Source organism: Kribbella sp. NPDC020701 (assembly GCF_055562215.1).
In genome coordinates this window covers 54680-75528 of the sequence record NZ_JBVHFT010000016.1, presented here as the reverse complement: position 1 = coordinate 75528, position 20849 = coordinate 54680, and the positions used below count along the sequence as shown (strand labels likewise).

The window sequence follows — 20849 nt, the reverse complement described above, 5'->3', positions numbered from 1 at the left end:
GCCCCCTGTCAGGCGGGTTGGCAGGTCGGGGCTTCGGCCAGGGTTGCGTTGGCACGGGCGGCTGCGTTGAGGTTCCTCGGGGCGTGGGTCCAGGCGGCGACCCACATCTGCTGGGCGTGTTCCGCACCGAAGTCGCCGGCCGCGTGGGCGGCCATCATCGCGAGGTGGTTGGCCCAGTCGCCGGCGGCCGCGCGGTCGGCGGTTGCCGCCGCGTCGAGGGCCGTCAGGCGCTTGGTGCACGCCGCCGCGGCGGTGCCCGACAGTTTCGCGCAGTCATTCGTTGATTTCGCCTGCGCGGCCAGAGCGGCATTCAGTGCGGCGATATCGCCAGGTCCGGCCAGTCGGGTCCGCTTCCAGATTGCTTTTGTGGTCGCCTCGGAGTTCTTTCCACTCAGTAAATCGGTGCGTGCCTGAACGTGTTCGCGCCAGTGCTCAGCGGCAGTACGCGCGGCCGCCACCACCGCCTCGGTCGTCCGGATCTCCGCGGCACACGCGTCCGCCGATGAGCCCGCGCCGTTGTTCGCCGCCGGCACACTGGCCGACGTTGTTGCCGGCAGGGAATGGCTTGCACTGTGGGCAGCATGGCTCGCGCTCGGCGGCGGCTGACTCGCCTGTTTGTCCGCCGATCCCCACTGTGCGATCGCCACGCTCGCCGCCACCGTCACCGCGGCGACCACGCCCACGACGACCAACACCGGTCCACGCCGCCGATGGATGGCTCGTTTGGCTCGCGACATTTCAAGGGCCCCCCAGCCTGAAGAATCTGTCCGGCCCAAAATGCTGCCACGCCAACCACGAATGCGCGAGCTATTCACGGTACGCACCAGTAATCCTGCATTCCGTACGACACAATGACCGACCGGGTCCACTCGGACACAGCGGGCGTTGCCGCAATCGTTGTGGGAACTTTCGACCGGGTTGGGCGGGTACGACGGCAGACTGGACGGTATGGACCGGCGGATGGCGTGGGCGGGAGTCGTCGCGTTCGTGATGACGGCCGCCGTCGCCTGCAGTACTGACGACGCGGCGCCCCCTGCGTCCACTCCGAGCGTGACCTCCTCGACCCCTGCCGCGTCATCCGCCGCCCCCACGCCGTCCGCCAGTTCAGCACCCGGAACGCCGTCCGCTCCCCCGGCGACTCCGACCGTCGCCCCGCATCCGGTGTCGCTGCAGGCGTTGATGGCGAAGAAGTACAACGGCGGCAACCTCCGCCTCGGCCGGGTCCTCCTGCGCAACGCCGCCTATACCCGGTACCACGTCACGTACACCAGCGGATCGTTGACAATCTCCGGGATCATGAACGTCCCGACCACACCAGGACCGCACCCTGCACTCGTCCTGAACCACGGCTATATCGACCCCGCCGTGTACACCAACGGCCGCGGCCTGATGCGCGAGCAGGACTACCTCGCCAGACGTGGGTACGTCGTACTGCACACCGACTACCGCAACCATGCACAGTCTTCGGACGATCCACGCTCAGAACTGGACCTGCGACTCGGCTACACCGAGGACGTGATCAACGCGGTACTCGCGCTGCGGACCTCGCAGTACGTCGACCCCGAGCGGATCGGACTGCTCGGCCGGTCGATGGGCGGCGGGATCACGTACAACGTGCTCGTCGCCCAACCCGGCCTCGTGAAGGCGGCCGTAGTCTTCGCGCCGGTGAGCTCGGACGCCATCGACAACTTCAACCGCTGGGTGCGGAACGAGCGCCCGATCGCGACCACGATCCTGCGCGCGTACGGCGAACCGTCACGCAACCCCACGTTCTGGCACAACCTGTCCGCGGTGAACTTCTTCGACCGCGTCACCGAACCCCTGCTGATCCATCACGGCGAGACGGACTCGACCTGCCCGATCGCCTGGTCCCGGGAGAGCCTCGCCGCGCTGAAGGCCGCCGGCAAGAACGCGACCATGTACACCTATCCCGGCGAAGAGCACGCCTTCGGCCCCGCCTGGCCGACCTCGATGGCCCGCACCGTCACCTTCCTCAAGCAACACGGCCTCTAAGGTCAGGTTGAGCCGTACGTGACTCGGCGAACAACCCACGGGCCCGTACGCCGACCTCCGGCGTCAGCACCTCACCCGGTCGATTGCCGTAGGCAAGCAGTTCACCGCCCCATCGCATTCCGAGGTAGTCCGCGATCAGCCGCAATGTCCCCAGCATCGGCTCGACCTCAGCCAAATCCTTGGCCGTATGCGCCGTCACAGCCCACAGTGTCTTGCCCGCCATCCGCGCCCGGAAATCCACCCCTGGCACCCGCATCCAGCCCGACCAGTGATCGAAATACTCCTTCACACTCGCCGACACCGTGAACCAGTACAGCGGCGAGGCGATCACCAGATCGGTCGCGTCCAGCGTTGCCTCCAGCAACATACGGTGATCACCGCCCGGCAGTGGATACACACCGTCGCCGTCGTGCCGGACATCCCGGAACGGCTCGACCTCGAGGTCGCTCAGCCGAAGCCAGGTCTGACGCACGTCGTCCGGCAACTCATCCGCCGCGAGCCGCGCCAGCGCCTCGGTGTTCCCACCCGGCCGCGTGGTCCCCAACAGGAACAGAAAGCTCCGGCTCATCAACTCACTCCCCTACTCATGCACGTGCAACTATTGCATGAGCGTACAACAGGCGCGAGCTGCGCGCATCAGGCCGGCTTGCGCGCTGAGACGGCGTACATCGTCAGCGACAGATGAAATGCTCCCCGATCGGCCGCCGCGGCGAGGCCCTGGGCGAATGCGTCGGCCTCGGCGGGCGTGATGACGCCGGCCTGGGCGGACGTCAGATGCATCATCGAGACGAATCCATGGCGCGCGCCCTCCTGCGGCTCGATCCAGGTGGCGGCCGTCTCGCCGGTGATCTCGAGTCCCGCGTCGGCGAGCAGACCGCGCAGTTGCCGGCCGGAGAACGGGTTCGCGGACCCACGGAGGAAGTAGTCGATCATCCGTTGCCGTACGTCGGGATCGGCCGGATGGATGATCGCCGTACCCCAGTCCGTGTCGATCAACGCGATCCGCCCACCAGGGCGCAGTACGCGCGCCATTTCCGTGACCACCGCCGTCGGATTGTCGACATGTTGCAGGACCCGCTCACTCCGCAGCACGTCCACGGACTCATCGTCGAACGGCAGTGCCTCCGCGTGCCCATCGACGTACTCGGCCCGCACCCCGTCGGAACGCCGTACCGCTTCCGCCCGGAGCCCCGGACTCGGCTCGACCCCGACCGCACGACCGTCCGATCCGACCAACTCCGCGAACGCGACCACGTCCTCACCCGTCCCCGAGCCGACGTCGACCGCGGTCTCGCCGGCTGCCGGTTCGACGTGGGCGAGCACCCACGCCTTGAGCGTCCGTACGGCGGGTCGCGCGGCCATCTCGTCGAGGATGAACGCCTGCTGCTCGATGTTCTGTTCGCCGACGTGCTTCAGCCGGAAGTTCCCCCGCCTCGGGTCGACGGCGGGCTCGTCCGGCACCTGAGTCTCGGCCATCTGATCTCCCCCTCCAGTACGCAGAGAGTAGCGCCGGACGAGCCCACCCCCGAAGGCCCTTCCCTAGGTACAACCCTTTAGGGCAAGGGCTGCCATTCGTCGTCGCTCATCCGGAGGATCGCCCACCCCACCGCGGCGAACCCGGCTGCCTGCAGACCCCAACCGAACAGGTCCAGCGTGTGATTCGGGATGATGATCGCCGCGACGAAGTGGATCGGCTGCGACACCATCACCGCCACCGCGGCCCACCGGGCGACGATCCGGGACCGCCACATCGCGATCCCGAGCAGGACCGTGCCGACCACGTGCCCGATCACGAAGACCGCTCCGGCCAGGTTCATCGATCCGTGCGTCACGTCGACCGCCTTCGCGATCGACGCAGGGTCGAGCCCAGCCGTCCCCGCCGACCAGGTGAACAGGTCACTCGACGCCGTCCACGGCAACGACAGATACCCCGGTACGACGAGGAACAGCGCGATTGCGGTCAGCCAGGGCGCCCCTCGCCGGGTCAGCCGGCCGACGGCGTACGCGCCGGGAACCAGCGTGAGGATCCCGATGTATCCGAGCCAGATCACCAGTGAACTGCGATCCAGATTGTCGACAATCTTATTGACGATTGTCGGAACGTCGTCAACCGTGTCGTAGGGCAGGAAGTACCGCAGCAACGCGATCGCGGCCGGCCCGATCGGCAGGATCAACGCCGCGACCCACCGGGACAGCGGTCGTACGTCGGCGCGCGTCGTACGCGTCATCGTCTGAGTCATCGCGCACCTACCAGCTCAGGCGACGGCAGGAGCACCGCCACGACACCGAACACCGTTGCCGCTACACCGACACCCGCAGCTGCCACCGCGGCGGCCGGGACATCCGACGCGAAGAACGCAGGTACGGCGAGCAGCGCCGACGCGAGCCGCAGCGTGATCAGCGGAGCCAGCGCCCACCGCTTTCCCTGCCAGACGAAGGCGAGGAGTACCACGCTGACCAGCCCGACCACCGACCCGCCGATCGCGATCTCCATCGGCGGGTGGTCCCCGTCGGTCAGCAGCGGCCCGAACAGATCCGCCACTGACAGCAGTCCGAGCACGACCAGACCAGCCCTGTTCATCCGAGACATCTTGTTTACCCCCTAGTCAGGTTTCTCGATGCCTCCACCGTCGGGGCTCACCCGGGGATGGCGCCCGGGCGCGAGATCCCAGCCGCTCAGGCACTTCCCCGGCCTCCGCGGGAACCCAGTCCCGAGACGCCGGGACACTTCCGGGAGCACACTGCCGATATGACCTCACCTGCCGGCAGCCCGCACCCGGGCTCACCCGCCGCGCTGAGTTCAGCTGCGGACCTCGCGGCGACACCTGTCACGAGCCGTCGCGGGCCAGCCGCCGGGCTTGGTGCGTTCGCCGTCGCCGAGGTCGTCGCCGCCCTGGTGCTCGGCGCGATGGTCGGGTGGGGCTGGCGCGAACTGGTGGACGGGTTCGTGGTGACGAACGGGCTGATGGGCCTGACGTTCGGGCTGTGCGGTGCGGTGATCGCGTGGCATCGACCGGCGAACCCGATCGGCTGGCTGTTCATCGCCGACGGCATCGGTCACGCGACCACGGCCCTGGGCGGCACCCTCGCCCCGCTGATGGCCGACGCCGGCGCCTCCACGACCGTCCAACGTCTGATTGTCACCATCGCGTTGGCGTCCTGGCCGTGGTCGATCGCTCTCTTCCTCCCACTGGCACTGTTGCTCTTCCCGACCGGCCGGCTGCTCAGCCCTCGCTGGCGTTGGGCGGCGATCGGCATCGTCGTCACGGCGCCGCTGTTCGTCCTCGAGATGGTCGGGAGTGGCGACACGATCTCGCCCGGCCTCCCCCACGGCTACCTGGCCATCTCGTCGTACGACGACCTCCAGCCACTGTGGACCGCCGCCGAGCTGCGCAACCTGGTCGCGTTGCTGCTGGCAATCACCTGCCTGCTGATCAGATACCGGCGAGCCGACGAAATGGGCCGGCGGCAACTCCTGTGGTTGCTGCTGGCGTCCGTCATCGCGCTCCTGTTCGTCACTCCGTGGGCGTTCATCGCGGGGACTCCGATCCTTGTCCTGCTGACGATCCCGCTGATCCCGATCTCGGTAGCGGTCGCGATCGTGCGCTACCAACTGCTCGACATCCGGCTGGTCGTCTCCCGCGCGCTGACCTGGGCGCTGTTGTCATTGGTTGCCATCGGCGCCTATGCAGCCCTCGTCGGGCTCCTCGACTCACTCATCGCATCCCAGGTCGGCCGCTCCGCCGCGGTCACCGTCTTCGTCGCCCTGATCATCGCGCCGGTCCTCCCGCGTCTCCAGCAACTAGTCGACCGAGCCCTCTACGGCGACCGCCACGACCCCGCCCGCGTCGCGTCCCGCGTCGGCGAACAACTCTCCGCCGGCCTCCCCGGCGTCATAGCCGCCATCCGCACCGCCCTCCGCCTCCCCTACGCCGCCCTGATCGTCGACAATCAAACGATCGCCCAAGACGGCACGCCCCTGCAGACCGTCGTGCGGCTGGACTTGGAGTACGGCGGGCAGGTGGTCGGATCGCTCGAAGTCGGACTGCGCTCGGGCGAGTCCGGCTTGTCCTCAGCGGACCGCGATGTGCTCGGGCTGGTCGCCGTACCGCTCGCCGTCGCCGTGCACGCGACCCGCCTGTCGACCGAACTGCAGTCGTCCCGCGAGAAGCTCGTCTCGGCCCGCGAAGAGGAACGCCGCCGCCTCCGCCGCGACCTCCACGACGGCCTCGGCCCGACACTGACCGGCGTCGCGTTCACCGCCGACGCGGCCGCCAACCTCGTCGCCACCGATACCGAGCGAGCTAGAGAACTCCTCGCCACCCTCCGCGCCGACACGCGCACCGCGATCGCCGACGTACGTCGCCTTGTCGACGATCTGCGTCCACCAGCCCTGGACGAGCTCGGCCTGATCGGTGCACTGCGTCAACGCGCGGATCAACTGTCGTTCCGTGCCGACGGCGCGTCCATCCAGGTCGAGGTCTCGGCAGACGGCCTACCGACCCTGCCCGCCGCATTGGAGGTCGCCGCCTATCGCATCGCGACGGAGGCGCTGACGAACGTCGTACGGCACTCCCGCGCGACATCCGCCGTACTAGCGTTGCGCTGTGACGCCGACCTGGAGATCGAAGTGACCGACAACGGCCCGCCGAACGGGGCCTGGCGACCGGGCGTCGGCCTGCATGCGATGCGAGAGCGCGCCGCCGAGCTGGGTGGAAAGTTCGAGGCCGGTCCGACCCAGCGCGGTGGGGTCGTTCGGGCGCGTTTTCCCTTGGAGCGCAGATGATTCGTGTCGTGCTGGCTGACGATCATCCCGTGGTGCGGGCGGGCCTTGCGGCATTGCTCACCTCGCTGGACGGCATCGCGGTGGTCGGTGTCGCGTCGACCGGGCGCGAGGCGGTTCGTGAGGTGATCACGATGCGCCCGGATGTCGCCGTACTCGATCTGCAAATGCCCGACCTCGACGGTTTCGCGGCCACGCGTGAGCTGGCGCGGTCAGCTCCGGACGTCGCCGTACTGGTGTTGACAATGTTCGAGGACGACGACTCGGTCTTCGCCGCGATGCGAGCCGGCGCCCGCGGCTACCTGGTGAAGGGCGCCGAGCAGGAAGAGATCGCCCGAGCAATCCGTGCGGTCGCAGCCGGTGAGGCAATCTTCGGCCCCGGCGTCGCGCGGCGCGTACTCGGCTTCTTCTCCGCACCCCCGCCCGCCGCCGAACCGTTCCCCGAACTCACCACCCGCGAGCGCGAGATCCTCGACCTCCTCGCCGCGGGCCTGTCCAACACCGCCATCGCCGACCGCCTGAACCTCGCCTCGAAGACCGTCGCCAACAACGTCTCCACCATCTTCACCAAACTCGGCACCGCCGACCGCTCGGCCGCCATCATCCAAGCCCGCAACGCCGGCCTCGGTTCGGACGCCGACTAGCGGATCGCCTGGAGATAGCGGTTGCCGATCGTCTGCAGATGTTCGAGGAGGGCGGGCGGTCCGTCGACGTGGAAGTCGAGGCCGAGCATTCCGATGTAGACGGCAACGATCTCCAACGACTCGCCGCCGGTGACGAGCACGCTCGTACTGTCGTCCACCGATTCGACCACTCCCACGGCCGCATGGATGCGCGACAGGACTTCCTCAGCCGGAGCGAACACGGTGATCCGGGCATGCACCTTCCACCCGGTCGACGCCACATCGCGCAGTACGAAATCGGTGTAGTCGTCACCGGGCATCGGTCGTGGTTGATAGCGACGACCTGTTGCCATTCGCAACGACATCCAGTCGACCCGGTACGTCCGCCACTCGCCGGCTTCGTCACGTGCGACCAAGTACCAGTACCGCTGCCAGCTGACCAACCGATACGGCTCGACCAGCACCGGCAGCTCGTGGCCGATCCCCGACCCCGCGCTGCGCATCGAAACACCGTCCGGCAGCGCATAGTCGAAGCGCAGTTGGTGCTCGTCGCGGATGCACGCGGCGATCGCGGTCAGTACGGCGGGTTCGATCTCGGGAGCCTCGACGTTCGATCCCGTGATCTCCGGGCCTTTCTCCATCGCGCGGTGGACCGCGTTCACCTGGCGCCGGAGCCGGTGCGGCAGGACCTGCTCCAGCTTCGTCAAGGCCCGCGCACTGCTGTCCGCCATCCCGGCAATGCTGGCGCCGGTATGCAGCCCCACCGCGACCGCCACCGCTTCCTCGTCGTCGAGCAGCAGCGGCGGAAGCTTCGCGCCGACGCCGAGCTGGTAATGACCCGCCGGCCCACGCGTCGCGTCCACCGGGTACCCGAGCTCACGGAGCCGGTCGATGTCGTTGCGAACCGTCCGCGTGGTCACCTCCAGCCGCTCGGCCAGCTCAGTGCCTGTCCAGGCCGGCCGGGTCTGCAGCAGCGCGAGCAGGGACAGCAACCGCGACGAAGTTTCCAGCACATCCGTCTCCTAAATAGGAATCTGATGTTCCTATACGGATTCTACGGTAGAGCCATGAACACGAACGAGAGCATCCGGACCTTCACCGTCGACATCGCCCAGGCTGACCTGGACGATCTGCTCGCCCGCCTTGCGCGGACGCGGCTTCCGGAGCCCGTTCCCGGCGACGACTGGGAGTACGGCACCCCGAACCACTATCTCCGCGAGATGGTCGACCACTGGCAGGCCGGGTTCGACTGGCGCGCGCAGGAGGCGCGGATGAACGAGTTCCCGCACTACCTGACCGAGATCGACGGCCAGACCGTGCACTTCATCCACGTCCCGTCCAAGGTCGAGGGCGCGACCCCGTTGCTGCTGGTCCACTCCTACCCGGGGTCGTTCGTCGACTTCCTCGACATGATCGGCCCGCTCACGGATCCGGTCGCGTACGGCGGCTCGGCCGAGGACGCCTTCTCGGTCGTCGTCCCGTCGATCCCCGGCTTCGGATTCAGCGCGCCGCTCGTCGACCGTGGCTGGACGATGGCCCGGGTCGCTCGGACCTTCGACACCCTGATGCGCCGGCTGGGCTACACGTCGTACGGCTCGCACGGCTCCGACGGGGGCGCGATGGTCTCGCGGGAGCTCGGCCTGCTCAACCCTGAGGGCTTCCTCGGGCTGCACGTGCTGCAGCTGTTCTCGTTCCCGTCGGGCGACCCGGCCGAGTTCGAGAAGTTCACGCCGGAGGACTATGCGGCGCTGGAGCACCTGAAGTGGTTCCAGTCGGTCGGCGGATACAACGCGATCAACTCCACCCGCCCGCAGACCGTTGCCGTCGGCATCTCCGACTCACCGGTCGGGCAACTGGCCTGGAACGAACTCTTCAACAGCTTCGGCAACGGCACCAGCCTGGTCACCCGCGACCAGATCCTGACCGAGGTCTCGCTGTACTGGTTCACCAACTCGTCGGCCGCGGCCGGCCGCTACCACTACGAAGAGGCCCACGCCGGCACCGAGCCCCAGCTCAACCACGCCCCCACCGGCGTCGCCGTCTTCGCCGACGACTTCAAGACGATCCGTCCGCTCGCCGAGCGCGACAACACCAACATCGTCCACTGGTCCAACTTCAAGACCGGCGGCCACTACGCCTCTCTCGAACGCCCCGAGGACCTCACCACCGACATCCGAACCTTCTTCCGCAACCTGTAGGCCACCCACCCCGGGCCGGCTCGCTTGACGAGCCGGCCCATCACGTTGTCAGGCTGATAGTGCCGATGATCTTCGGACCGGCGGTATCCAGAACCAAGATGCTCGACTGGTAGATCCGGTTGACATAGATGCGCTGACCGTCCGCACTGACCGCCAGACTCGTCGGCAGCGACATGTCATCCGTCAACGTGGCCACGACCTCGCGGCTGCCGAGGTTGACGACCCGGATGGCATCGCCGTCGTCAGCGGTTCCCAGGACGAACAGACGTTTGCCGTCCGAGCTCAGTCCGGCAGCCTGCGATCGACCCGGCAGCGTGACGGGCGTCGGCCGGGACTGCTCGACGTTCGTGTTGATGACGGCGTACGTCGTACTGCCGATCACGTAGAGGGAACCGTCCCGGCCGGGGGCGAGGTCGCTCGGCTCCGCGCCCACTGTGATCGGGCTGCGCGCGGGTTGCCGGGTCTTGACGTCGATGACCGCTACCGTGCCGGAATCCCTGCCAGCCACGAAGAGCCGATCGCCCTTCTCGCTGATGGCGAGGTCCGACGCGGTCGGTCCGCTGGCCAACGGTCCGCCGACCGTTTTCATCGTCGCTGTATCGACCTCGGTGATCGTCTCCGCCTGCTGGCTGAGCACGTAGAGGCGTTGGGTGGCGGTGTTCAGCGCGAGATTGGTCGGCTTGGGCGCTACGGCGATCGGCCCCCCGACCACCTGCCATGCTGAAGTGTCTATCACGGAGACCGAGTTCGCTCCGCCGTTGGCGACGTACAACCGCGCGCCGTCCGGGGACAGCAACAACCGGGTCGGTTGGTCGCCGACCCGGAGTGATTCACCGACCTGAGTGCGGGTCGTCGTACTGACCTTCACGACTCGGTCGTTGGAGTAGTCCGCGGCGTAGAGGAACTCGCTGTTCGGGCTGATCGCCAGCCCGAGTACGAGCGGGTTCTGCAGCGCCGGTGGAATCGCGGCGACTGCCGCGGCGCCGAGGACGGCGGGGGCCAGCAACGCTGCCGCGATCACCCAACGGCGGGTCGACCTGGTGGTGGTCTCTTGCTGGACTCGGCCTGTCCGCATCACGACGAGACCGAGGACGAGCCAGACAACGAAGAGGGCGATCACCGCGAGCTGTGGGGATACGATTCCGCTCGGACTGTGCAGGAGGCCGATCCAGACGGCGAATCCGCCGAGTATCCATCCGGCTAGGACCGATCGTCGTAGGCCAAATAGTGGGCCGGCGATCGCCAGTTCGGCAGCCAGGATGCCGAGCGCCGCTGGGTAGACCGGGCGTGGGGCAATCGATAGGTGTCGGGCGACGCCAGCGTTGTGATGGTAGTCGTAGGTCAGGATCACGAGGATCAGAAGTGCCGCAGCTGCTCCTAGCGCGATGAGGAGCATCTGGGGCGGACGTCTCAGCTCACCAGTTCGCAGCAGCATGAGCCATCCGACAGCGCCGGCCGTCAGCCATGCTGCATGCGCTCCTACGGTGAGTCCGGTCGACAATGCGCCGAGACCGCCCAGGCCCGGCACCTGGTGGGTAAGCCAACCGATGACGAGGGCGGCGCCGGCCAGCGCTGGAGCTGCAAGGCCTGCCGTGAAGGCAGCAGCTGAGGATCGGAATCGGATCTGCGCCGCGACGGCGCAGGACAGGACGGCAGCGACCGCGATCAGATACCAGGGCTGCTGGTGGAAACCCACGATTGCAGCCGCGATCGCCGCTCCCGCTGCGACCAAGGTTGGCGTGACCACTTGCCAGACGACCTGCGGCGGATGGAGATGTGCCTGCCACCGTCTGGCTGTCGCCCGCCATCGTCTGGACGTCGCCTTTGCCGCCGCCCCGAAGGTCGGGCCGGAGGGACGCCGCACCGGCTGAGCACGGTCGACCGCCACCGGGAGCTGCCGGACGGGCGCGGGCGGTGCGTCGAGGAGGGCCTGCGCCGTGGCTGAAATCGCTCGGCTGTCGTCGTCGAGGAGTTGTTCCAGCCGGGTCCGGGCAGTCCGCCGTACGAGCTCGTTGTTTGCCCGAAGCAACTGTCCGAGCGATTGGAGCGCGGTCTCGCGGATCGCCGGGAGCGGACTGTCCAACGCCGTGGTGATCTGCTCCGGCAGTGTCCACCGCACGTTGGACGCGATGATCGTCCGGCCCTCGACATCGGCGAACTGCTTCGGCCGCTGACCCGGCTGCTCGGCGACGACCGCGTCGTACACGTAGCTGTAGAGCTCGTCGACAGTGATGTCACCATCCGCATCGAGATCGGCGGCACCACTGCGCAATCCCTCCACGACGTGCCGGGTGAAGACCGACTGCGCCGCGTCGCCGTGAATCGTGCTGCCCTCGAACGCGTACTGAGTGGAGTCCGTTGCCGTCAGCACCGTCCGCCCGCGACCGCCGAGCTCGGCCCCGGTGTGCACGGCCGAGTCCGCCTTCGCGAACTGCTGAACGGCATACGCCCCGCTGTAGCAGCAATCCAGGATGAGGATCTTCTGCCGCGATGAACTCTCGGACACCGCCTCGTCGACCAGATGCGCCGGCAGCGCGCTGAACCGCAGGCTGTCGCGCTTGGTGTTCTTCATCGCCAGATAGAGCCGGCCGTTGTCGTCCTTCAGGCCGTGCCCACTGAAGTAGAGCAGTGTCAGGTCATCGCGTTCACTGGCTGCGTAGAAGTCCGCGATCGCCTCGCCGACCCGATGCGTCGGCTCGTTGATCAACATCTGTACGTCGAACCCGGCGACCGCCGGATCCGCCAGCACCGCCGCGAGGGCCTCGGCATCCTGCGCCGGCGCCGTCAGCTGCCGCAGCCCGGTGTCGTTGTACTCATAGGTGGCCACCAGCAGAGCCCGCCGACGCCCCACGACTCAGCTCACTTCGTGCGTGCGCAGGAACGCCTCGATCAGCTGCTGCTTCTCCTCGGTCGACGCAGCATCGACCTCGATCGAGTCCCCACCGATCGTCAGCTTCACGCGCTGCTCCGGCGCGCGCCGCCCCAGCCAGTCCCGCAGGATCGCGATCAGCAGCGGCACCATCCCGCCGGCTCCACCGAGCGCCACCGCCACCGCGCCGACCGCGGCCGCATCGCCTTTGCTTCCCTCCGGCGCGGTCTCCGGCACAGCGCGTGTCTCGAATTCCTGCAGCTCCCGCCGCAACTGCCTGATCCCCCGATCCGCCAGCTCCGGATTGTCATCCAGCAGTACGACGTCCACCCAAACCCCCACGACCATCCCTCCCAGGATCGCGCTCTATGATCCCGGTCCGGAAGTGATCCCGCAACGGTCCGTAGCCGTCCGCCTGCGGTCAGCGGGGAGTCCTCCCGTGACGTAGGGAGCCCGGGGGGCTCGCGCACCCCGGGCTCCTTTGGGCTCCACCCTTCTGGAGGGACGTCCGGGCAGAGCTTCCTCCTCCGGGCAAACCTCAGGCGCTGTGGCCCTGCTGCCACCAGGTCCGATGCAGCCGAGCGCCGTACCGCTGCCGATCGCGCCCATGACCGCAACGAATCGCTCGGTGAGCGAGGTGTGCCCGAATCCTGCACCGGCCCACACGCCGGTGCTCCACCGAAGACCTCATGACCCTCTCCCCCTCGGAGATCCCCATCCCCCGGTCCGCCCCTCGCACCGGGCGGTCTCCTCGCGGCACGATCGCGCGTTTCCCCCCGCGCAATGATGCGGCTCACGCTCCAGCGTGTTCCGCACCCCGGCCCCCAGCCGGCCACGTCGCCAGAATCCCACCGCCGACGCTACGCCCGGCCCACCCACCCGACAACGCCTGACCCCGGTTCAAACGCCCGTCCGAGCTACTTCTCCTGATGCCGGCTCAAGAACGCCTCGAGCAACTCCGCCCGCTCGTCGAACGTCGGCCGCTCCATCTCGATCGAGTCGTCCCCCAACGTCACCACGATCTTCCCCGGACTCTTCCGCCGCTGAATCCAGTCCCGCAGTACGGCGACCAACGTCGGCACCACCCCACCCGCCCCCACCAACGCCACCGCGATCGCAATCGACCCGTCATCCTGCGACAACCCACCCGGCCGCCCCGCCACCACCTCCTGAGTAGGCACCCCTTCCTCAGCCAGCTCCCTCCTCAATTGCTGGACAGCCTTCAAACACCTCTTAGCATCCACCCCCGCCCCAGGCACCACCCGAACCTCAACCCAATGCCCTTCACCCATCCCGAACTCCCATCGTTGCCCAAGGCCCCCTGTGGATAACTCCCCACACCAACAGCCCGCCACTCCTATTCTGATCGGACCGTCCCATCACCGGAAGGACCACCATGGAGCCCGAGGAAACGCCGTACCTCCTCCCCGACGGCGAACGGGTCTGGGTGATCAACACCCCCACCGCCAGCGAACTCCTACCCCAAATGCTCGACCGCTTCCGCATCGGCCACCTGGACCCCCTCGTCTTCGGCGACGCCGGCCAGCCCGAGGCTGTAGTGGTCCCCTTCGAACTCTGGCGTGCCCTGGACACCCGCATCTTCGACGAAGACGGCTTCGACACGACGTACGCCATCGCCCGCGCGAGACTCGCCGACCCGCGCCCCTCGATCCCCTTGGAACAAGTCGCCGCCGAACTCGGCTGGGACCTCAACGAGCCCATCGACGACTCCGAGTTCAAACCGAAGCCCAGCCACTGAAGCGCACTGTGGATAAGTCCAGCCCTCGCCGGCCCCACCCTCCTATGCTGATCAGGATGCACCCTCGGGAAGGACTTCGATGAGCTCCGACGAAACGCCCCACATCCTCAGCAGCGGTGAACGCGTCTGGGTGATCGGCACCCCGTCCGCCGCCGAGCATCTGCCACAGATGCTCGAACGTTTCCGCGCCGGCGAGGCCGGACCATTCATCGTCGGCGACGCGGGACAGCCGGAAGGCGTCTTCATCTCGTGGGATGCCTTCCAGCGCCTCGCCGTACTCTCGGCCGAGACCGAAGAGTTCGATCATGTCTATGACATCGCCCGGGAACGCCTTGCGGACAACGAGCCGTCTGTGCCGCTGGAAGACGTGGCGGCGGAGATCGGCTGGAACCTCAACGAGCCGATCGACGACTCGGACCTGCCGAAGAAATGACGGCGCGATTCCGCATGCTCGTCGATGCCAAGCTTCGGCGGAAGATCGTGGAACTCAGGCAAGCCGCCGCGTCGCGTCCTGACAGCCTGCGCGCCCGGGAACTCCGCGCGCTGATGCTTGGTCTCCAAGCGCTCGCCGAAGGCCGCGAGGATGAGTTCGGCAGCAAGCGTCTCGGGTACTCACCCAACCACCACGACCTCCGGGACTGCGCCGAGCTCAAAGTGCCGGTCATCCCCGAGTCACGCTACGGCCATGACCTCGGCCCCTCACATCGGCTGGTCTACCGTGAGTTCGAGCCCGAAGACGGCGGTCTTCCGTACCGCGAGGCTGTCTGCTTCGAACCCCGCGGAGACGACCGCCCTTTCGAGGTCGCCGGCTCCCGCCTCCAGCGTGAGGTCGGCCGGCCGGCTCCCGAACTCGCCCATCTACCCAACTACCGCCCAACTTTCCAACGCGGCGCCGCCGAACCTACCGGCCCACCCCGTCTGCGTCTCCCACCCGACCTCCGCAAGGCCCTCGCCGCAGCCTCCGATGTCGCACCCGCCCGCGGCGCCGTCACCGGGCAACCGGCTCCCGGACGACTCGCCCCACGAAAGAGCGACCGTCCGCCCGGCCGCGAGCTCTAGTCAACCTTCCCAGCTGCCCGATGGAACCGATCGCCAACTGCCTTCACAGCCGCCGCCAGTTCCGGCGCATCCAGTACTTCGAAATCCGCGTCCATCAGCGCCAACCACAGAGCCAGCTGATGCGGATCATCAGACCCGAGCTCAACGATGCAGGTGTTGTCGTCGACCACCTCGGGCTCGATCGGGATCGGCATCCGGTTCTGGACGTAAAGCGACGACGCCTCCACGCGGATGCGCGCCCGGTAGTGCCATGACGCCTTCCCCACAGAACGCCGTACGAACTCCGTCACATCCTCCTCAGGCAATTCCCGCGGCGTGAACCGAGCGCCGTTGGGCGTCCTGAGGTTCATCCGATCCACCCGAAACGTCCGCCACCCATCACGGCCGTTGTCCCAGGCAACCAAGTACCACCGCCGCCCCCAAGCCACCAACCGATGCGGCTCCACGACGCGCGGCGGCACGATCTCCCCTTCGCCGGCCGCACCCTCATCCCCCCGCGGCTCGCCTTCCCAAACCCCGCCATCCGACCCACCCGCATAGTCGAACCGCAACCGCTCCCGATCCCGAATCGCCCCCGCCACCGCAGTCAAAACCTCAGCATCAACCCGAGGCCCACCCCCACCCACCGCAACCGTCGCCCCAGCCACCGCCCGCACCCGCTGCCGCAACCGCCCCGGCAAAACCTGCTCCAACTTCACCAACGCCCGTACCGACGTCTCCTCAATCCCCGCCACACCCCCAGCCGCCGCAGTCCGCAACCCCACCGCCACAGCCACCGCCTCCTCGTCATCCAACAACAGGGGAGGCAACTCCCCACCAGCCCCCAACCGATACCCACCCGCCACCCCCGACCGAGCCTCCACCGGATACCCAAGAGACCTCAACCGCTCAACATCAGTCCGCAAAGTCCGGGTAGAAACCCCCAACCGCCCCGCCAACTCTGGCCCACCCCAGTCCCGCCTGACCTGCAACAACGACAACAACCGAAGCAACCGAGCCGACGTCTCCAACATCCCCACATCGTCCCACTAATCGCGGAAGGCTTCCTTCCGCGATAGCGTCGTCCAGCGGGCGCCGCCCCGAGCCAGTCAGCAGCGGCCCGGCGCGGTAACGTCCCCCTGCGCGAGACCTTCGCGGTTGTGCTGACGACACTCTGGAGATCTGTTGCCTGCTCGCCCGTACGTACTGCTGTCAGTCGCAGCGTCGCTGGACGGCTACATCGACGACACAACCGAGCAGCGACTCCTGCTCTCCAACGAGGAGGATTTCGACCGCGTCGACGAAGAGCGATCATCCGTCGACGCGATCCTCGTCGGAGCAAACACCATCCGCCGCGACAACCCCCGCCTCCTCGTCAGAAGCCAAGCCCGCCGCGAACGCAGACTCGCCGAAGGACTACCGGAGTCTCCACTCAAGGCAACGATCACAGGCTCAGGCGATCTGAACCCCGCGGCGAACTTCTTCACCGCCGGCAACGTAACCAAGGTCGTCTACACGTCCACCACCGCCGCATCGAAGACGAGCCAAGCCGTCGGCAACGTGGCCGAGGTAGTCGACTCCGGCGATCCGCTCGGCCTGTTGGCCGCACTGGATGACTTGTCCCAGAGAGGAGTACGACGCCTGATGGTCGAGGGCGGCGGGTCACTACACACCCAGTTCTTGTCCGCGGGAGTGGCGGACGAGGTTCACCTGGTCGTCGCACCATTCTTCGTCGGCAACAGCGCCGCTCCGCGCTTCGTTCGCGACGCCACATTCCCTCAGAACCCGTCAAACCGGATGCAACTAGCCTAAGTACGCCAAATCGGCGACGTCGTACTCCTCCGCTACCTGCCAAAGGCCGCCCACCATGCCTGACCTCGACGACCGCCACTGGCTCCAGCAGGCGATCGACCTCTCCCGCTCCTGCCCGCCCTCCCCCACCGCGTTCTCCGTAGGCGCCATCATCGTCAGCTCTGACGGCGAAGTCCTAGCCACCGGCTACTCCCGCGAAACCGACCCTCACGACCACGCCGAAGAAATCGCGCTCACCAAGATCCCCGCCGACGACACCCGTCTCCGTCACGCCACCATCTACACAAGCCTGGAGCCCTGCAGCAAGCGAGCCTCCCGCCCAAGAACCTGCACCGACCTAATCCTCGCCGCGGGAATCCCCCGCGTGGTCCTAGCCTGGCGAGAACCCTCAATCTTCGTCGACTGCGAGGGCGTAGAACTCCTCACGGCAGCCAACATTGAAGTTCTCGAATTTCCCGACCTAGCCGAGAAGGTCAAGGAAATCAACGCCTACCTACTCGGATGACCAACACCCCAGCCATCGACGGCTGAAGGGATCGTCGGCGATCCCACAAGTTTCGTGCCGAGACACTCTCGCCGCGGGTTGAAGTTGCGTGACTGTCGGACTCGTCTGGCAAGCTGCGTTGGGAGGGGTGATAGTTGCATGGAGCCAGGGATCTACGACGCGCTGGTTACGAATGGGCTGCGAGATGCGATCGAGCGGTCTGATGACTATGAATCGGTGCTTCACAAGGTTGACGAGGCTGATCAGCCGGAGGTTTTGGCTCGGCATGTTCGGGACGCGGTGCGGCGTGCTCTGAGCAGTACTGGTGATCCGGCACGCCGAGTCAGCCTGGTCAATGACCTGCTTCGCCAGGTGGCGACGCACGAGGATTTGGTCTCGGAAGGACCACGGCAACTGCACGCGCTGAACGCTCCACTCGGGCCGGGCGTCACCGCTTATGGCGCAACTCGTCCGAGTACTCCGCTGTCTGAGGCCGCACTGCTCACCAATTCGGCGGGTGAGCCTTCGCTCGGTCCCGAACTGCGGACAGAGATCGACACCTCGGACGAAGTTGATCTGATCTGCGCGTTTGTGAAGTGGTACGGCCTCCGTGTGCTCGAACCTGAGCTCCGACGTCTGAGGGAACGCGGCGCCCCGTTCCGGGTCATCACCACGACGTACATGGGCGCCACCGATCGGATGGCATTGGATCGGCTCGTCAACGACTTCGGTGCCGAGGTCAAGATCCAGTACGACGCAGTGCGGACACGCCTCCATGCCAAAGCATGGCTGTTCCGACGCAACACGGGCTTTGACACTGCCTATGTCGGCTCGTCGAACCTCTCGCACGCCGCACTCTTGGATGGCATCGAGTGGAATGTCCGTCTCTCTCGAGTTGCCACACCAAGCCTCCTGGACAAGTTCCGCGCGACCTTCGACACGTACTGGAATGACTCGACCTTCGAGACTTATGACCCAGAACGCGATCGCGACCGACTCGATGACGCGCTCACGCAGGATAGCGACCGAAGGTCATCGGGCAACGTCACCATCTCGCTGTCTGGTCTCGAGGTCCGGCCACGGCCGTATCAGGCTGAGATGCTCGAAGAGATCGAGGTCGAGCGCGAGGTCCACGACCGGCATCGCAACCTCGTCGTGGCAGCGACTGGCACCGGCAAGACAGTCGTTGCCGCGCTCGACTATCGGCGTCTACGCGACGCGGCCATCAGCCGTGGTGAGCCGCCACCGTCGCTGCTCTTCGTCGCCCATCGACGGGAAATCCTTCAGCAATCGCTGCGGACATATCGCGAGGTCCTCGGCGATGCAAACTTCGGCGAGGCATACTTCACTCGCGCGCGGCCGGAACGCTGGCAGCACGTCTTCGCGTCGGTGCAAGCCCTCAACGCGTATGACGTTAGCTCCATCCCAGCCGATCATTTCCAGGTCGTCGTCGTCGACGAATTCCACCACGCCGCCGCGTCGACCTACCGTCGGCTCCTCGATCATCTGCAACCTCGCGAACTCCTCGGCCTCACAGCTACGCCGGAACGCACCGATGGCATCGACGTGCAGAGCTACTTCGGCGGCCGGACGGCGGTTGAACTGCGACTTTGGGACGCGCTCTCAGCAGATCTTCTTTGTCCCTTTCACTACTTCGGAATTGCCGACGGCACGCAACTCACTGACATGCAGTGGACTCGCGGAAGGTACGACGAACGCCAACTTGAGCAGCTCTACACTGGCAACGATGCTCGCGCAGCCATCGTGCTACGGGAGCTCCGCGACAAGCTCACAGATGTGAACACGATGCGGGCGCTGGGTTTCTGCGTGACGGTGGCGCACGCCGAGTACATGGCGAAGGTCTTCGCCAAGGCAGGCATCCCTGCGCGAGCGGTGTCTGGTCAGACTCCGATCGCCGCGCGTGAGGAAGCCTTGCGTGATCTCCGTGAGCGGCGGGTCAACGTGCTCTTCGCCGCCGACCTCTTCAACGAGGGGCTGGACGTCCCCGAGGTCAACACCGTCCTATTCCTCCGTCCAACCGAGAGCCCAACAATCTTCCTGCAGCAACTCGGCCGCGGTTTGCGGCAGGCCGACGGCAAGCCAGTGCTCACCGCACTTGACTTCGTCGGCCATCAGCGGAAGGAGTTCCGCTTCGACCTCCGGTTCCGCGCACTCACAGGTGACACTCGGCGAGGCCTAGAGCGTCAGGTCGAGAAGGGCTTTCCACATCTTCCGTCCGGAAGCCAGATCGTCCTCGACAGGGTTACGCAAGACGCCGTCCTGTCCAACCTCCGCGGGCAGATCGCCGGCCGATGGCGGGACCTGATCAGGGAGCTCAAGACCCACGGCGATCAGAGCCTGCCAACTTTTCTCCACGAATCGGGTGCTGAGCTCGCAGACGTACTTCGTCGGCACAGTTGGACGGACCTTCGTCGCCAGGCCGGCCTCGCCACTCGCGAAGGTTCAGACCGCGAGTCAGATCTACTGAAGCGAGTGCGGGCGCTGGCGCACGTCGACGATCCCGACCGGCTCGCTGCATACGAACGACTCCTGCACGACGACGGACCGTCGTACGACGAGCTCTCAGCAGCAGATCGCGCGTACGCACGAATGCTGTTCTTCTCCCTATGGCCCAGAGGCGGCAGTTTCGCCTCCTATGCGGACGGCCTCAATGCATTGCGCCGGGAGAGGGCTCTGCGCGACGAACTGCGCGAGGTCATCCAACTCTCGATGGATCAGGCCCGCCATCGCACCTTCAAGCTCGCTGGGCCTTTGGCAGATCTACCACTCCGCGTGCATGCTCACTATCAGCGCGAGGAGATCCTCGCCGGGCTCGACTACGCGAGCCTGGATGGCCTGCGGCCCGGCACCTTCAACGCTGGTGTTCTGTACTCTCAGGAACACCAGGCCGACGCCTTCCTGGTGACTTTGATGAAGTCCGAGGCCGACTACTCACCGACCACGTTGTACCGGGATTACGCGATCAGTCCCACGCTCTTTCACTGGGAATCGCAGAGCAACACCTCGGTCAGCTCCCGCACTGGTCAGCGCTATCTCAACCATCGCGAGCTCAGGACCAACATCTTCATCTTTGCCCGTCAGCACAAAGGCAACGATCTCGGCACGTCGCCGTACCTGTTCCTGGGTCCAGCCGCGTATACCGCACACACCGGCGACCGGCCGATTGCCATCACCTGGAAACTGACCTACCCGATGCCGACCGAGGTCTTCCAGGCTGTATCGGTGGTGGCGTGAACCGCTACTCGGTGG

At 66.7% G+C, this 20849-nt stretch carries 20 protein-coding genes; 10 read left to right on the top strand and 10 right to left on the bottom strand.

The features are described from left to right. Nucleotides 1–8 precede the first annotated feature (8 nt). Nucleotides 9–824, bottom strand: coding sequence for a hypothetical protein (locus ACZ3HV_RS32610; protein WP_465689946.1), 816 nt, complete (start codon nucleotides 822–824; stop codon nucleotides 9–11). Between the two features lie 124 nt (nucleotides 825–948). Between ACZ3HV_RS32610 and ACZ3HV_RS32605 the strand changes: the two genes are divergently transcribed. Next, nucleotides 949–2013 carry an alpha/beta hydrolase family protein gene (locus ACZ3HV_RS32605; protein WP_465689944.1) on the top strand — a complete coding sequence of 355 codons (1065 nt, stop codon included), beginning with the start codon at nucleotides 949–951 and terminating at the stop codon, nucleotides 2011–2013. On the opposite strand, the gene ACZ3HV_RS32600 is transcribed toward ACZ3HV_RS32605, so the two are convergent. The 4 genes from ACZ3HV_RS32600 to ACZ3HV_RS32585 all read right to left on the bottom strand — a co-directional run bounded on the left by ACZ3HV_RS32600 (nucleotide 1994) and on the right by ACZ3HV_RS32585 (nucleotide 4594). Further along, entirely contained in the window at nucleotides 1994–2581 is a 588-nt protein-coding gene (locus ACZ3HV_RS32600; protein ID WP_465689942.1) for a flavodoxin family protein, read from the bottom strand. The two genes, ACZ3HV_RS32605 and ACZ3HV_RS32600, sit on opposite strands and share 20 nt — an antisense overlap. A 68-nt stretch (nucleotides 2582–2649) precedes the next feature. After that, nucleotides 2650–3489, bottom strand: coding sequence for a methyltransferase domain-containing protein (locus ACZ3HV_RS32595; RefSeq protein ID WP_465689940.1), 840 nt, complete (start codon nucleotides 3487–3489; stop codon nucleotides 2650–2652). Between the two features lie 77 nt (nucleotides 3490–3566). Next, nucleotides 3567–4253, bottom strand: a complete 687-nt coding sequence (locus ACZ3HV_RS32590; protein WP_360376591.1) for a hypothetical protein — start codon at nucleotides 4251–4253, stop codon at nucleotides 3567–3569. Further along, entirely contained in the window at nucleotides 4250–4594 is a 345-nt protein-coding gene (locus ACZ3HV_RS32585) for a hypothetical protein (RefSeq protein ID WP_465689938.1), read from the bottom strand. The genes ACZ3HV_RS32590 and ACZ3HV_RS32585 overlap by 4 nt, the downstream gene beginning before the upstream one ends. A 168-nt stretch (nucleotides 4595–4762) precedes the next feature. Between ACZ3HV_RS32585 and ACZ3HV_RS32580 the strand changes: the two genes are divergently transcribed. Then, nucleotides 4763–6799 (top strand): histidine kinase, encoded by a 2037-nt coding sequence (locus tag ACZ3HV_RS32580; RefSeq protein WP_465689936.1) that lies wholly within the window; start codon nucleotides 4763–4765, stop codon nucleotides 6797–6799. Then, the gene (locus ACZ3HV_RS32575; protein WP_465689934.1) at nucleotides 6796–7440 is read left to right on the top strand and encodes a response regulator; all 645 of its coding nucleotides are present in this window, start codon (nucleotides 6796–6798) and stop codon (nucleotides 7438–7440) included. Before ACZ3HV_RS32580 ends, ACZ3HV_RS32575 begins: the two co-directional genes overlap by 4 nt. On the opposite strand, the gene ACZ3HV_RS32570 is transcribed toward ACZ3HV_RS32575, so the two are convergent. Continuing rightward, the gene (locus tag ACZ3HV_RS32570; protein ID WP_465689932.1) at nucleotides 7437–8432 is read right to left on the bottom strand and encodes a helix-turn-helix transcriptional regulator; all 996 of its coding nucleotides are present in this window, start codon (nucleotides 8430–8432) and stop codon (nucleotides 7437–7439) included. The genes ACZ3HV_RS32575 and ACZ3HV_RS32570 overlap by 4 nt on opposite strands. Before the next feature lie 54 nt (nucleotides 8433–8486). Here ACZ3HV_RS32570 and ACZ3HV_RS32565 point away from each other — a divergent pair, with 54 nt between their 5' ends. After that, a complete protein-coding gene (locus tag ACZ3HV_RS32565) occupies nucleotides 8487–9617 on the top strand; it encodes an epoxide hydrolase family protein (protein WP_465689930.1) in 1131 nt (376 codons plus the stop codon). 40 nt (nucleotides 9618–9657) lie between these two features. On the opposite strand, the gene ACZ3HV_RS32560 is transcribed toward ACZ3HV_RS32565, so the two are convergent. The 3 genes from ACZ3HV_RS32560 to ACZ3HV_RS32550 all read right to left on the bottom strand — a co-directional run bounded on the left by ACZ3HV_RS32560 (nucleotide 9658) and on the right by ACZ3HV_RS32550 (nucleotide 13778). Further along, nucleotides 9658–12468 (bottom strand): caspase, EACC1-associated type, encoded by a 2811-nt coding sequence (locus tag ACZ3HV_RS32560; protein WP_465689928.1) that lies wholly within the window; start codon nucleotides 12466–12468, stop codon nucleotides 9658–9660. A 3-nt stretch (nucleotides 12469–12471) separates the two neighbouring features. Beyond that, a complete protein-coding gene (locus tag ACZ3HV_RS32555; protein WP_465689926.1) occupies nucleotides 12472–12828 on the bottom strand; it encodes an effector-associated constant component EACC1 in 357 nt (118 codons plus the stop codon). A gap of 575 nt (nucleotides 12829–13403) precedes the next feature. Then, complete coding sequence (locus tag ACZ3HV_RS32550; RefSeq protein WP_465689924.1) at nucleotides 13404–13778, bottom strand: effector-associated constant component EACC1; 375 nt, start codon at nucleotides 13776–13778, stop codon at nucleotides 13404–13406. A 104-nt stretch (nucleotides 13779–13882) separates the two neighbouring features. Here ACZ3HV_RS32550 and ACZ3HV_RS32545 point away from each other — a divergent pair, with 104 nt between their 5' ends. The 3 genes from ACZ3HV_RS32545 to ACZ3HV_RS32535 all read left to right on the top strand — a co-directional run bounded on the left by ACZ3HV_RS32545 (nucleotide 13883) and on the right by ACZ3HV_RS32535 (nucleotide 15304). Next, nucleotides 13883–14245 (top strand): hypothetical protein, encoded by a 363-nt coding sequence (locus ACZ3HV_RS32545; RefSeq protein ID WP_465689922.1) that lies wholly within the window; start codon nucleotides 13883–13885, stop codon nucleotides 14243–14245. A gap of 79 nt (nucleotides 14246–14324) precedes the next feature. Next, nucleotides 14325–14678 carry a hypothetical protein gene (locus tag ACZ3HV_RS32540; RefSeq protein WP_465689920.1) on the top strand — a complete coding sequence of 118 codons (354 nt, stop codon included), beginning with the start codon at nucleotides 14325–14327 and terminating at the stop codon, nucleotides 14676–14678. Nucleotides 14679–14692: 14 nt separating this feature from the next. Further along, nucleotides 14693–15304, top strand: a complete 612-nt coding sequence (locus tag ACZ3HV_RS32535) for a hypothetical protein (protein ID WP_465689918.1) — start codon at nucleotides 14693–14695, stop codon at nucleotides 15302–15304. Here ACZ3HV_RS32535 and ACZ3HV_RS32530 read toward each other — a convergent pair. Continuing rightward, nucleotides 15301–16317: a helix-turn-helix transcriptional regulator gene (locus tag ACZ3HV_RS32530; protein ID WP_465689916.1), complete on the bottom strand. Its 1017-nt coding sequence runs from the start codon at nucleotides 16315–16317 to the stop codon at nucleotides 15301–15303. The genes ACZ3HV_RS32535 and ACZ3HV_RS32530 overlap by 4 nt on opposite strands. Nucleotides 16318–16468: 151 nt before the next feature. On the opposite strand from ACZ3HV_RS32530, the gene ACZ3HV_RS32525 reads away from it, so the two are divergent. The 3 genes from ACZ3HV_RS32525 (at nucleotide 16469) to ACZ3HV_RS32515 (ending at nucleotide 20834) form a co-directional block, all read left to right on the top strand. Beyond that, nucleotides 16469–17095: a RibD family protein gene (locus ACZ3HV_RS32525; RefSeq protein WP_465689914.1), complete on the top strand. Its 627-nt coding sequence runs from the start codon at nucleotides 16469–16471 to the stop codon at nucleotides 17093–17095. A gap of 55 nt (nucleotides 17096–17150) precedes the next feature. Next, nucleotides 17151–17600, top strand: a complete 450-nt coding sequence (locus ACZ3HV_RS32520) for a deaminase (RefSeq protein WP_465689912.1) — start codon at nucleotides 17151–17153, stop codon at nucleotides 17598–17600. A 138-nt stretch (nucleotides 17601–17738) separates the two neighbouring features. Continuing rightward, nucleotides 17739–20834, top strand: coding sequence for a DEAD/DEAH box helicase (locus ACZ3HV_RS32515; protein ID WP_465689910.1), 3096 nt, complete (start codon nucleotides 17739–17741; stop codon nucleotides 20832–20834). Nucleotides 20835–20849 lie beyond the last annotated feature (15 nt).

Coding starts and splice junctions, on each gene's coding strand:
- ACZ3HV_RS32590 (WP_360376591.1), bottom strand. CDS start 4,253: ATGACTCAGACGATGACGCGTACGACGCGCGCCGACGTACGACCGCTG.
- ACZ3HV_RS32545 (WP_465689922.1), top strand. CDS start 13,883: ATGGAGCCCGAGGAAACGCCGTACCTCCTCCCCGACGGCGAACGGGTC.
- ACZ3HV_RS32530 (WP_465689916.1), bottom strand. CDS start 16,317: ATGTTGGAGACGTCGGCTCGGTTGCTTCGGTTGTTGTCGTTGTTGCAG.
- ACZ3HV_RS32565 (WP_465689930.1), top strand. CDS start 8,487: ATGAACACGAACGAGAGCATCCGGACCTTCACCGTCGACATCGCCCAG.
- ACZ3HV_RS32605 (WP_465689944.1), top strand. CDS start 949: ATGGACCGGCGGATGGCGTGGGCGGGAGTCGTCGCGTTCGTGATGACG.
- ACZ3HV_RS32585 (WP_465689938.1), bottom strand. CDS start 4,594: ATGAACAGGGCTGGTCTGGTCGTGCTCGGACTGCTGTCAGTGGCGGAT.
- ACZ3HV_RS32575 (WP_465689934.1), top strand. CDS start 6,796: ATGATTCGTGTCGTGCTGGCTGACGATCATCCCGTGGTGCGGGCGGGC.
- ACZ3HV_RS32580 (WP_465689936.1), top strand. CDS start 4,763: ATGACCTCACCTGCCGGCAGCCCGCACCCGGGCTCACCCGCCGCGCTG.
- ACZ3HV_RS32550 (WP_465689924.1), bottom strand. CDS start 13,778: ATGGGTGAAGGGCATTGGGTTGAGGTTCGGGTGGTGCCTGGGGCGGGG.
- ACZ3HV_RS32515 (WP_465689910.1), top strand. CDS start 17,739: ATGGAGCCAGGGATCTACGACGCGCTGGTTACGAATGGGCTGCGAGAT.
- ACZ3HV_RS32595 (WP_465689940.1), bottom strand. CDS start 3,489: ATGGCCGAGACTCAGGTGCCGGACGAGCCCGCCGTCGACCCGAGGCGG.
- ACZ3HV_RS32600 (WP_465689942.1), bottom strand. CDS start 2,581: ATGAGCCGGAGCTTTCTGTTCCTGTTGGGGACCACGCGGCCGGGTGGG.
- ACZ3HV_RS32520 (WP_465689912.1), top strand. CDS start 17,151: ATGCCTGACCTCGACGACCGCCACTGGCTCCAGCAGGCGATCGACCTC.
- ACZ3HV_RS32540 (WP_465689920.1), top strand. CDS start 14,325: ATGAGCTCCGACGAAACGCCCCACATCCTCAGCAGCGGTGAACGCGTC.
- ACZ3HV_RS32535 (WP_465689918.1), top strand. CDS start 14,693: ATGCTCGTCGATGCCAAGCTTCGGCGGAAGATCGTGGAACTCAGGCAA.